The sequence below is a fragment of the Autumnicola edwardsiae genome (genome assembly GCF_031846505.1).
GTDB classification, from domain to species: domain Bacteria; phylum Bacteroidota; class Bacteroidia; order Flavobacteriales; family Flavobacteriaceae; genus Autumnicola; species Autumnicola edwardsiae.
Map to the genome: position 1 here is coordinate 1 of NZ_JAVRHP010000013.1, position 12425 is coordinate 12425.

Sequence of the window (12425 nt, forward strand, 5' to 3'; positions counted from 1 at the left end):
AATGGGGTAAGACATTTTGATACTTCACCCTGGTACGGACTGGGAATTAGTGAAAGGCGAATGGGAAGCTTTCTCTTCCATAAAAACAGGGAAGATTATATTTTGTCCAGCAAGGTAGGGCGTATATTAAAACCTGCTCCGGAATTTGATAAGAACCCGGGGATATGGAAAGGGAAGCTGAATTTTGATTATGAATATGACTATTCGGCGGAGGGTGTACGTAAATCTGTTGAGGATACTTTACACCGAATGGGTCTCTCATCACTGGACATAGTTTATATTCATGATCTTTCTCCGGATAATGGCGACATGAAAGAAGATTGGGTTAAATATTTTGAAGTAGCGCAAAAAGGAGCCATGCCAGAACTTATAAAGATGAGGGAAGAAGGTATTATTAAAGGCTGGGGTTTTGGTGTAAACACTATAGAACCAATTCTAAAAACCATTGAAGTAAGTGATCCCGACATTTTTCTCTCCGCAACACAGTATTCCCTAATGCACCATAAAGATGCTTTAAATAAGTTATTTCCTGTTTGTGAAAAAGAAGATATATCGCTAGTGATAGGTGCACCTTTAAATGCAGGTTTCCTTGCCGGCAAAGACCGTTATAACTACAGTGAAGGAATACCGGATGGATTTCTAAAGAAGAGGGAGAAAATGAACAATATCGCACAAAATCATGGTGTGGATTTACGAAGTGCAGCTTTACAATTTTCTGCAGCACCTAAGGTGGTTGCTTCTGTAATTCCCGGAGCAAGTAAACCTTATCAATCCTCTGCCAACGCAAAATCTATGAGTGAAACTATTCCGGCAGACTTTTGGGAGGAATTAAAATCAGAGAATTTAATCGCCCAAAATGCACCGGAGCCGCAAGCAACTTAATGAAAGGTTTTTAAATTAATGAGATGATAATTGCCAAATTTGGATGCTCCCTTCCAGCCGAACTATATTTACTACCTTGAGCTTTTGAAGGTGTTGGGACAGTTCCTAAGCATCCCTGCTTTTTGCTGATTCCAGGTTATAACGAGCCGGATTGTAATTGAAAAGAAGGAATTCCTCGTATTTTTTTTAAAGATGATCTTGAATTAATTTATATAAAAAGAAAAAGCCGTCTCACTTTAATATGAGGCGGCTTTTTATAATCTAATTTTCCAGAATTTACTGCATAAAATTAGCAGTAGTATTTCTATTACTAATTGTTAAAAGCTTCCCTAAGTTCTGCAGCAACAAGATCCTGTGCCTCATCTGCTTGTGGAACCACAGCTCCCATTCCGAAGAATTCGTGAGTTACACCAATATAAAGCTCATAAGTAGTTTCCACACCGGCATCCTGCAGTTCCTGAGCTAGTTGTTGTCCCTCACTTTGCAGCGGATCTATTTGAGCACTGATCACTGTGCTTGAAGGGAGACCAGTTAAATCTGCATCAACAAGAGAGATTAAAGGATTATCTCCTTCTGCAGGACTATTAAGATATTTGTCGAAGAACCACATCATCAGAGGTCTGTTAAGTGGTACAGCATTCTGGTATTCGATGTAGGAAGGTGTATCAAAATCATAATTGGCGATTGGATAGATTAACGCCTGGTGGACCGGAAGCTGTTGGTTATTATTTCTGGCCATAATACTAACACCTGCGGCCAAATTACCACCTGCACTTTCACCTACCACAGCGACTTCTTCATTATTTCCGTTGAAAGAATCTGCATTGTCCAGCGTCCATAAATAAGCAGCATAAGCATCATTATGAGCAGTGGGGAATTTATATTCCGGTGCCTGGCGATATCCCACAGCTACCACAATTGCATCTGCTTTATTAGCCAGTGCTCTAATAGAAGCATCGTAAGTATCTATACCGGCAATGACCCAGCCACCGCCGTGATAATAAACAATTACGGGATAATCTTCCCTTCCTGAATCGGGAGTGTAAATACGCCCGTTTATTGCTCCTCCCTCTACAGGAATAGAAATATTAGTAGTGCTCACGTTGGTATTTGGTACCGGAATGTTGTACTCCTCGATAACATCCATATAGGCATCTGCAAAAGTTGGCTGCATGCGCGCCTCTTCTGCAGATAAAGTATAAAGTGGGGGGAAATCATAACTCAGTAATTGCTCAATGACAACCAGCATAGGGTCGGTTATAGAAGGTCCCCATTCCGGAGCTGGTCCTTCAGGTTCCAATTCCTGCCCATTACCCATATCGAAAAGAGCGGGAGCATCCTCACTTCCGCAGTTACCTTCCATAAAATGATAATATTCTGTATTATCATCACCGTCATATAAATCTCTTATATCTTCATCGCTAATTACTCCGCTGCGTATCAGTCTTTCTTCAGCATCGTATTCATCTGATTCCAATAAAGTGATTTCAAAATAATATTCATTGTTTCCTTCTGAAGGTAACGTTATACAAAGGGGATCGGCATAGAAATCTCCCTCGCCGTTTACTCCTGTATTGTTCATAGAATCAGACACTATTACCTCTCCTCTGGGATTTTGGGAATCTCCACTATAGTGCCAGACATTTACACTGAAGTGTGCCGGGAAATGTCGACCATTTTCCTCACAGAAATTACCAAAAACGCAGAATTCTATGAGTTCACTGCCATTGATGTCAAAGAATAGATAGCCATATTCGTTGACAATACGATTATCGAAACAAACCACATCTACACTTACGTACTTTTTAACACCGGCCCCAAGAGAAATGGCCAAAGGCAGTGCATTATCTACAAAGTTATCGAAGTTTCCGCTACGGGGTGCAATCCAAAGCTCATTGCCGCTATCATCAAAAACTTTAAAATATTCCAGGACATAGTCGCCGGGATCAAGTTCCAGTTCGTACGAGAACTCAGTGAAATAGTTATCTATTCCATCCCCGTCGTAATCATCTGGATTAGGGTTAAGATCTACCTGGAGCGGATCTGTCTCGTTTCCTACGGCCCAGGCTCCATCCTGGGAAAGGGCGACCTCCACATAAGCGGGAATACCATCTGAACAATCAGGAAACTCATCAAATTGTTGTTTAATTGCCGCTCTGTTGTTCACCATGTCGTTCAACAGTGAACCAAAGGATAACGTGGCTTTTTCGGGGTTTAAATCATTCGGTCTAGTTTCCTCTTTAGTACAGGAAAACAAGGTTCCCAAAAATACCATCAGGACCAAATACATAGTCATCTTCTTCATAATCGATTGTTTTTATGATTAATAATTATTCTAGAATGGTTTATTCTTAATACTTATTTTTAAAAAGGGGATTGGAATGATGGGAATAGTTAGAATTTTTTTGTGAAAATTCTGTCGAATAAAACTAAAAAGAAAAGGACAAATTATCAATGGGGGATTTCCCTTGATTTTTTTAAAATAAGTGACGAGTATGTATTAATTTGAAATTTCTTCAAATACACATTTTATCCCTTACTTTTCGGAAATAAAGGGAAGTAAGATCGTGAAAAGTTGTTCTTTTTTCTCTAGGGCGACTAAACAGATTTCTTATAAAAGCTAATTGGATATTAATTATAAAATACAGCCCGGCGCATTCTTTCTATAAACCAAAAAAAATTTAATTAGATTTATCGCGCCTAAATCTAGTTAATTATGCCTCTCAAATTCAATTTTTCAGAATTGTTCTCCATTTTAGTTGTTAAAGAACCTTCTTTAGCTGGTTGGATTACTGAAGATGTTCTTCATGGAATCTGGATAATCAAATATGGCAAAACCAGAGACATCTGGATAAATAATACTTTCTGGAAAAGTATAGGCTATGAAACTATTTCAGAAAAAGAGCAGGAAGAAAAATGGAAGTCTTCCATTCCGTTTCAAATAAAGGAAAATATATACAATATACTTAGCGAAGGATTTGAAGGTAAACTACCTGACACCGAAACATTTCAGTTTCAAAAACCAAACAACAAGAAGGCATCTTTTAAAACGAAAGCGAAAAAGATAAAAATTTCATCTTCAGAAGCCTATCTGCTCATAAAATTTTCCCGGCTTAAGGAAAAACAGCCTACCCTGCAAAATTTGAAGGAATTCAGGGATTTGAATTCAGTATATCACGAAACAAATGAATTGGCAAAAGTAGGAGGTTGGGAAGTAGATCTTATTAATGATAAACTCTTCTGGACCAAAGTAACCAAAGACATCCACGAGGTTGACCAGGATTATGAACCTATCTTAAGTGAGGGAATTAATTTCTACAAGGAGGGATGGAGCAGAGATAAGGTTACTAAAATGGTTAATGAAGCAATAGAACACGGTACTCCATTTGATTCTGAATTTAAAGTGGTCACGGCCAGAAATAATGAAATCTGGGTTCGGTCGTTTGGTAAACCGGAATTCAGGGATGGCAAATGTGTGAGGATTTATGGAGCTTTTCAGGATATTAATTCAAAAAAACTGAGTGAGATTAATTATGAACGGGCTAAGGAACAATTTGAAACAGTCTTTAATCATTCTTCCATTGGCAATCTGTTAGTGCATGTCTCAGGTAAAATTTTACTATTAAATCCTGCCAGCCTCAAAATCTTCGGCTTTGAGGAGAAGGATAAAAAGAAAGCAATGAAGCTTACCTTCAGAGACCTTGTTCATCCAGATTATTTACGGTATGCCGTAGAACAACGTAACCGGTTAACCAATAACGAGATTGATAACTATCAATTAGAAGCTCAGTTTTACACAAAGCAGAGGAAACTTATCTGGTGCCGCATGCATAGCGGTATTGTGAGATCTGAAAATAAAGGGGATGAGCTTATTATAAGCCAGGTAGAGGATATCACTGCCAGTAAAGAACTGGAGTTTGAAGCCAAAGAGAATGCAAAGAGGTTTAAGAGTGCTTTTGAATATTCCCCTAACGGAATGGGTGTGGTAAGCATTGAAGGCAAATGGTTGATGGTGAATCAAAACCTCGCCAGTATATTTGGTTACCCGAAAAGCGAGTTTAAACATAAAACAAATCGTGATTTAACGCACCCAGAAGATCTTAAAAAAGACACACCCCAACTTAGGGCTTTACTTAACCGCGAAATTGACACTTATAGTATAGAAAAGCGATTCATTCATAAAAGTGGTAAAACTATATTCGGACTTTTGAATGTATCGCTAATAGTTGATGATAATGGCAAACCTTTATATCTAATAGGCCAGATAAGTGACATTACCAGACGAATTCTTTCCCAGAGAGCGCTGCAAAAAAGTTTAAATGAATTGCAAAGTTTAATGGATGCCACTACGCAGGTGTCATTGATTGAAACAGATTTGCATGGTGTGGTACAAAAATTCAACAAAGGAGCAGAGAATCTTCTTGGCTATACTACAGAAGAAGTGATAAAAAAACTTAATGTCGAGAAATTACATGATGCTGAAGAAATCAGGCTTAGAGGTGAAGAACTGGGTGAGCAATTTAATCGGAAGATTAAAGGATTTGATGTTTTTACAGCAAAAGCCAAAGATGGTAATTTTGATGCAAGAGAATGGACTTATATTCGAAAAGATGGTTCAGAATTTACTGTTCAGCTTGTAGTTACAGCAATTAGGAATCATAAAGACAAGATTACCGGATACCTTGGTGTGGCTACCGATATTTCCGAATTAAAGGAAATGGAAATCTCTCTTATTAAGGCTAAGAAGAGAGCGGAAGCGGCGAATCAGGCCAAATCAGAATTTCTGGCCAATATAAGTCATGAAATCAGGACTCCTTTGAATGGAATTATTGGGTTTACAGATCTCTTAATGAGGACAGAACTTGATGAATCCCAGAGCCAGTACATGAAAACAGTATATAATTCAGCAAATTCATTGATGGACCTGATCAACGATGTACTGGATTTCTCTAAAATAGAAGCTGGAAAATTAGAACTTAATGAAGAGCGGACCGATCTCGTACTGGTATGTGCACAAACGGTTGATATCGTAAAACACCAGGCACATAAAAAAGGCGTGGAAGTTCTTTTGAATATTTCTCCATACCTTAGAAGATATGTCTATGCTGATACTGTGAGATTAAGGCAGATACTTACCAATTTACTTGGCAATGCGGTTAAGTTCACAAGAGAAGGAGAGATCGAGTTAAGTGTTGATTCCAAGGTTATTGGTGATCATGAGGAAGAGTTATTATTCACATTTGCTATACGCGATACCGGGATTGGAATTGCGAAAAAGAACCTGAAGAAAATATTCAATGCATTCGATCAGGAAGATGCTTCCACAACCAGGAAATATGGAGGAAGCGGTCTTGGATTATCCATAAGTAATAAACTTCTAAACCTTATGGATAGTAAGCTTGAGGTAAAAAGTAAATTAAATGAGGGAAGTGTATTTTCCTTTAAGGTGAAACTACAAACCGAAAAAGAAGCGCCTAAACAAAACAAACCCCAGTCCTCTATCAAAAATGTACTAATTGTTGATGACAATACCAATAATCGCATCATCCTGAGAGAAATGCTTGCCGTGAACAAGATTAAATCTAAAGAATGCAGTAATGGAATTGAGACCTTGAGTACGTTAAAAGCAAAGGAGGAAACTTTTGATCTGGCCATTATAGATTATAATATGCCATATATGGATGGGATTAAGCTAATTGAACAAATTAGGACAGATATGGGTTATGGAGCCGAGGTGCTGCCTATTATTTTGCTCCACAGCTCTATAAATGATGAAAAAATTATGAAGAAATGCCGTGAACTTGAAGTGCAGTTCAATATCACGAAGCCTATTCATTTGCATCAGTTATACGACATAGTTGAGGAAATAGAACAGCCTTATACAAATGAAGTAGCAATTGATAAGAAACTCCCTGATACTAAAAACTTCTTAAAACCATTTAATATTCTCATTGCTGAAGATAATCCGGTTAATAAATTCCTTGCAAATACCATTATTAAGAAAGCGCTGCCCAATGCTACGCTCTTCCAGGCCGAAAATGGTGAAGAAGCTGTAGAACAATTTGAAAAACATGAACTGGACCTTATTTTTATGGATATTCAAATGCCGGTACTGAGCGGATTTCAGGCGACAGAGAAAATCCGTAAATTAGAGAAAGAAAATTCTCACATTCCAATTATTGCTTTAACGGCGCGAACCGTTAAAGATGAAATGGAAAAGTGTCTTGAAATGGGTATGGATGATTATCTAACGAAACCGGTTATTTTAGATGATATTAAAGATAAACTTTCTAAGTTCCTTATTGAAAATTAGGTTTGAAAAAGTTTGAACTGCGCATAAGATTTAGATTTAACGCAGGAAAACGGAAAAAATTAGTTTACTTTGACTAAAATTTACCAATACCCATTTACATTTTTCTGAAGGAATCTCAATTTTAAAGATTTATAAAGATTTGCTGCCCCAATTAAAATCCAATGAATGATAAATTGAAAAATAGTGAGTTAAAGTCCATCCTTATAATTGAAAGTAATGAGGATGAAGTAAAGCGATTTGTCGATGTAGTGCAAAATAATTGTGATGCTAAGGTTACATCTTTTAAGAGTAGCGTAGAAGCTATTCTCTGGTTGCAGAATAATTTTGCCGATATCATTATCCTGGAAGAAGGCCTACAGCCTATGAGTGTAACCCAAACTATAGAGTACATCCAGAATGAATTAGGAAAGAACGCTCCCATTTTTATTTCTTCTACAAAGAAATCGGCAAAGAACGATGAGAAATTACTTCAAAAGCCATTTACTCTGGAGGGTTTGCAAAAGCTATGCAATAAAAAGATAGAAGTGAAACAGGATGCTTTGCATTTTTCACTGGATTACCTTACAGAGATTTCAGATGGAAATACTGAATTTATATGTGGTAGTATAGAAATTTTTAAAACTTCAGTAAGCGAGCAAATACTACTGCTGGAAAAAGCTCTGGAAAACCAGGATCACAAAAAAGTAGGTGAAATTGCTCATCACATCAAACCTTCATTTGAAATGTTGCTGAATGACGAAGCCGCTGGTTTATGCAATCAGCTTATCTATAAATTTAATGCTTCAGAAGCGCCTGTCCAGATAAAGGAACTGAGGAAAATTTTCGAAAAGATAAAAAAAGAACTGGAGACAGATTTTACCCTAAAAAAATCGTGAGTGATGGAAAAGATTTTAGTTATAGAGGATAACCCGATGGTAAGCAAATCTCTTGAGTTCAAATTATCGAGAGATGGTTACGAGGTTTTTATTGCAGAAGACGGTAGAGTTGCAAAAGAGATTCTGGAGAAACATAATTTCGATCTTATTCTTACAGATCTAATGCTTCCTTTTATAACAGGAATACAGTTGATAGAACACGTGAAAGCCGTCTACCCAGAAACACCAATTATCGTACTATCTACTTCAAAACAGGAAGACATTATTATGGATGCATTTAATCTTGGAGTAGAAGATTTTATAACAAAGCCATTTAGCCCCAATGAACTATCGGTACGCGTTAAAAGGTCCTTAAAAATTGTATCACAGCCGGTGCGGTGACTAAATAGGAATTAAGTTGCAGGAGTTTATAGAACATATCATCCAGAACGGAGAATTGATCTTAAAAATCAATCTTATTTTTACACTCCTATTCTTTCTAACCACGCTATTTTTTATTTCTTCTATACTTTATCTGCGATATCATAAAATTCTAAAAGAAAAAAAGGTTAAGAAGTTAAACGAGAAGTTAAGCAACTTTATAAACATTTATTTATTTGATGAAAGCTTGTCTCCCAAGGATATTAAGAATTTTCAAAGCCAGAATTTAAAGAATACTTTCGAACAGAAAATAGCGATTAAAGCTTTACTTGTTTTTGAAGAAAATTTAAAAGGCAGTACCAATACCATGATTCGCGACCTTTTTTTTACATGGGAATTGGATAAACTCACAGAAAGAGATTTAAAAAGCGGGGTTTGGTATAAAGTAGCGAGGGCAATTTATGTGTCTTCAGAACTTCGGCTTATCGATTTTAAAGAACTTGTAAAAAGTCATCTTAATACGGAAAGGGAAGAAGTACGACAGCAGGCGATTCTTTACTTTATAACTATTTCAGAAGAACAACCACTGGAATTTCTTGATTTGATAAAAACCCCAATCACGCTTTGGGAGCAGATCTATATCGAAGAATGTTTAAAAACAAAATATTCCGGTCCAATACCCGATTTTTCTAACTTGTTACACCATAATTTAACCAGTGTTCAGCTTTTTTCAATGAAGATGATTAGCGAGTACAATCAATTTGAAAATATAGAGAAAATGGTTCCTTTTCTTTTGAGTGAAAAGGAAGAATTAAAGAATGCAGCCATAGAATATCTTGCGCATTTAGAATATTCAGAACTACTGGATTATTGTAAAGAAACGTTTAATTCGCAAACCCCAAATACAAAAAAAGTGATTATAAAGATTCTTCAAAGAATTGGAAATACAGATGATTTTTTGAAATTTGAAAGTCGTATTCCTGCTCATGACTGGATGAATCTGCAGGTTTTTAATAATCTAAAATCAAATTATATCGAAGAATCGAACAGCGTTACTTTGTAAAAAGTAATTGAAGCTTCTTCTCCTGAATTCCAAAATACCGAAAGTTTGAATATTTATCAAATTGCAGAGATAGCCAGCTGGTTATTTTTATTTTACGGAATAATTATCTCCCTGGGCTACAGTTTTGCTGCAATTTTCTCCTTTCTTGAAATTCGGGATTACAAGCGAAAACATAATTTCCAGGCTGAATTCACACTTTTACAATCTTCAAGTTTACCATCTATCTCGGTGCTTGCCCCTGCCTATAACGAAGAGGCAAATGTGGTAGAAAACGTTCGATCCCTGCTTACCCTTAACTACCCCTCCTATGAAATAGTTATTATAAACGATGGTAGTAAAGACGGCACTTTGCAGCAACTAATTGAAACTTTTGATCTGGAAGAAAAGGATTTTAAATATTACCAGTTCATTTCTACACAAAAAGTGCGGGCAGTCTATAAATCCCGGAACAAGGCGTATAAAAATTTAAAGATAATAGATAAGGAAAACGGCGGAAAGGCGGATGCTTTAAATACAGGCATCAATCTTTGCGATCATGAAATTACATGCTGTATAGACGTTGATTGTATTCTGGAAAGCGATGCCCTGATGAAACTCGTAAAACCTTTTCTGAATAATACAAAAAAAGTGATCGCTTCCGGAGGAATTATACGAGTGGCAAATTCATGTATTATTGAAGACGGAAGAATAATTGATGTAAAACTTCCTGATACATTTTTAGCCCGTGCCCAGATCATAGAATATTTCAGGGCATTTCTAATGGGTAGAATGGCCTGGTCTCGCTTAGATGGACTTCTTCTCATTTCCGGAGCTTTTGGCATGTTCGATAAAGAAACTGTGATAAAAGTAGGAGGATATAATCCAGATACAGTAGGGGAAGATATGGAGCTACTGGTTAGGATGCGGAGAAAAATGAGGGAAGAAAAGATTTCTTATAATGTGGGCTTTGTTCCAGATCCTTTGTGCTGGACAGAAGTTCCCCAAAAATGGCATATCCTGCACAGGCAGCGAAACCGCTGGACTAGAGGAACGGCTGAAACCCTTTGGATACATCGTAAAATGCTTTTTAACCCAAAATATAAAGTTCTGGGAATGCTAAGTACCCCGTACTGGTTGTTTTTTGAATGGCTTGCGCCTCTAATTGAATTTCTGGGTATTCTTTACGTGATATACCTCTTGATTTTTAGTAATTTAAATCCATTGGTGTATCTTATCTTCTTTGCGGTGGTCTATTCTTTCGCGATTCTTTTTTCGATAACGGCGCTTTTCTTTGAAGAGTTTTCTTTTCAGCAGTACAAAAAACCCAAATATATTATAAAGCTGATTGGTACCATCCTTATCGAGCCTTTGGTCTATCATCCTTTTATTATGTGGGCTTCTGTTAAAGGAAATTGGGATCTTTATAAAGGAAAGAAGAATTGGGGCACCATGCAGCGAACGGGTTTAGGAAATCCTCAGAAAAAGAAATAATTTAGTTTTTACATGCAACAGTTATTCCTATTAATTCAGAATTATTTTTGTACTTTAATTTCATTAAATAAGTATTGGAAATAGGAAGGTGCGTAAGGATACTGCGAGCGTTATTATATTTTATTTAAATGGAAATGAACTGCGTAATTGTTGATGACGAAGAATTACCAAGAAAAATATTGATAGAATTAATCAGGCAGAGAGATGATTTAGTTCTATTGAAAGAGTTTAATTCATCGGTAGAAGCATTGAAATATCTTAATACACAGAAAAAAACAGACCTGATTTTTCTAGATATTGTTATGCCTGGGTTTGATGGATTTGATTTTATAAGAGCCTTAAATTATAATCCGCAAATCATTTTAATTTCCTCCAGTAAAAGCTTTGCTCTTAACGTTTTCGAGTTTGATAATATCACAGATTACTTACTAAAGCCAATAAAAAAAGACAAATTTGCGAGGGCCATCACCAAAGCTTCCAATAAGGAAAAGGGTACAAAGGCAGAGGTGGAAGAATCTAAGGAAGATGTTTTGTCCAGAGAAGATAGTGTTCTTTATATAAATATCGAGAAACGTCTTATTAAGATCGATATACCAAGTATAAAAATGATCGAAGCAAAGGGGAATTTTATATTTATTAAAACCCTTAATGAAAATTATATTACTTATTCTACGCTCAAGAAAATAGAGGAAAAATTACCTGCTTCCAAGTTTTTACGAGTACACCGTTCTTTTATTATCAATCTTGAAATGATAGTAGACATACAGGACAATAGTGTGCTTATCGGTAAAGAAGTAATTCCAATAAGCAGAAGGAATAAACCCCAGCTTATGAAACGCCTGAATCTTCTCTAACCGCTAAATGCATCACTTTTACCGTTTATTTTGTCATTTAGGCCGCTAGAATAAAAAAACTTTTCCCACCTACATTAGTTAATATTTTTACCGCAGTATTAGCAATTTAAATACATTTTATTATCAACGATAATCAAAAGGTATGTTAGTAGATTTAAATTTCTAATGTAAGAGAAATACTAATTAAGAAACCAGAAAAATGGGAAAGTTTGAAATTAAAACCGATAAGTCAGGACAATATCGGTTCAATTTAAAAGCGAGAAACGGACAAATTATTCTTAGCAGCGAAGCCTACAAAACCATGCAGGCCTGTAAAAATGGAATTGAATCTACCAGGAAAAATTCACAAACAGACGATCGTTTCGAGAAAAAACAGGTTCCAACAGGACATAAATTTAATTTAAAAGCTACTAACGGCCAGATAATTGGAACGAGTGAGGTTTATACTACGGTTAGCGGGATGAACAATGGAATTTTTTCTGTCATGAGAAATGCCCCTGAAGCAGAAATACTGGTTTTAAATTAAGTATTTTTTTGCTGAAACCTTTGCCTCAAATTTACCATTCTTAACTGCTTTATACAGAATTTTTTTAAAAGTCCGCTTTGCT

Annotated in this window: 9 protein-coding genes; 8 read left to right on the forward strand and 1 reads right to left on the reverse strand. The window is 36.3% G+C overall.

Annotated elements, in window-relative coordinates; genetic code table 11:
- The coding region (locus RM529_RS04100; protein WP_311483475.1) for an aldo/keto reductase at positions 1–882 on the forward strand (882 nt) is incomplete at its 5' end.
- Positions 883–1192: 310 nt separating this feature from the next.
- On the opposite strand, the gene RM529_RS04105 is transcribed toward RM529_RS04100, so the two are convergent.
- Positions 1193–3187 (reverse strand): alpha/beta hydrolase, encoded by a 1995-nt coding sequence (locus RM529_RS04105; protein ID WP_311483476.1) that lies wholly within the window; start codon positions 3185–3187, stop codon positions 1193–1195.
- A gap of 411 nt (positions 3188–3598) precedes the next feature.
- Here RM529_RS04105 and RM529_RS04110 point away from each other — a divergent pair, with 411 nt between their 5' ends.
- The 7 genes from RM529_RS04110 to RM529_RS04140 all read left to right on the forward strand — a co-directional run bounded on the left by RM529_RS04110 (position 3599) and on the right by RM529_RS04140 (position 12343).
- Positions 3599–7195 (forward strand): PAS domain-containing hybrid sensor histidine kinase/response regulator, encoded by a 3597-nt coding sequence (locus tag RM529_RS04110; RefSeq protein WP_311483477.1) that lies wholly within the window; start codon positions 3599–3601, stop codon positions 7193–7195.
- Positions 7196–7356: 161 nt separating this feature from the next.
- A complete protein-coding gene (locus RM529_RS04115) occupies positions 7357–8070 on the forward strand; it encodes an Hpt domain-containing protein (protein ID WP_311483478.1) in 714 nt (237 codons plus the stop codon).
- A gap of 3 nt (positions 8071–8073) precedes the next feature.
- Positions 8074–8451, forward strand: a complete 378-nt coding sequence (locus tag RM529_RS04120) for a response regulator transcription factor (protein ID WP_311483479.1) — start codon at positions 8074–8076, stop codon at positions 8449–8451.
- A gap of 16 nt (positions 8452–8467) precedes the next feature.
- Positions 8468–9493, forward strand: coding sequence for a hypothetical protein (locus tag RM529_RS04125; RefSeq protein ID WP_311483480.1), 1026 nt, complete (start codon positions 8468–8470; stop codon positions 9491–9493).
- A 45-nt stretch (positions 9494–9538) separates the two neighbouring features.
- Positions 9539–10963 (forward strand): glycosyltransferase family 2 protein, encoded by a 1425-nt coding sequence (locus RM529_RS04130; RefSeq protein WP_311483481.1) that lies wholly within the window; start codon positions 9539–9541, stop codon positions 10961–10963.
- 134 nt (positions 10964–11097) lie between these two features.
- Positions 11098–11817, forward strand: coding sequence for a LytR/AlgR family response regulator transcription factor (locus RM529_RS04135; protein WP_311483482.1), 720 nt, complete (start codon positions 11098–11100; stop codon positions 11815–11817).
- A gap of 199 nt (positions 11818–12016) precedes the next feature.
- Positions 12017–12343 (forward strand): YegP family protein, encoded by a 327-nt coding sequence (locus RM529_RS04140; RefSeq protein ID WP_311483483.1) that lies wholly within the window; start codon positions 12017–12019, stop codon positions 12341–12343.
- The last annotated feature ends 82 nt before the right edge of the window (positions 12344–12425 follow it).

Bases quoted from the DNA above. Each gene is read 5' to 3' on its own strand.
- RM529_RS04135 (WP_311483482.1), top strand. From the start codon at position 11,098: ATGAACTGCGTAATTGTTGATGACGAAGAATTACCAAGAAAAATATTG.
- RM529_RS04105 (WP_311483476.1), bottom strand. From the start codon at position 3,187: ATGAAGAAGATGACTATGTATTTGGTCCTGATGGTATTTTTGGGAACC.
- RM529_RS04110 (WP_311483477.1), top strand. From the start codon at position 3,599: ATGCCTCTCAAATTCAATTTTTCAGAATTGTTCTCCATTTTAGTTGTT.
- RM529_RS04140 (WP_311483483.1), top strand. From the start codon at position 12,017: ATGGGAAAGTTTGAAATTAAAACCGATAAGTCAGGACAATATCGGTTC.
- RM529_RS04120 (WP_311483479.1), top strand. From the start codon at position 8,074: ATGGAAAAGATTTTAGTTATAGAGGATAACCCGATGGTAAGCAAATCT.
- RM529_RS04115 (WP_311483478.1), top strand. From the start codon at position 7,357: ATGAATGATAAATTGAAAAATAGTGAGTTAAAGTCCATCCTTATAATT.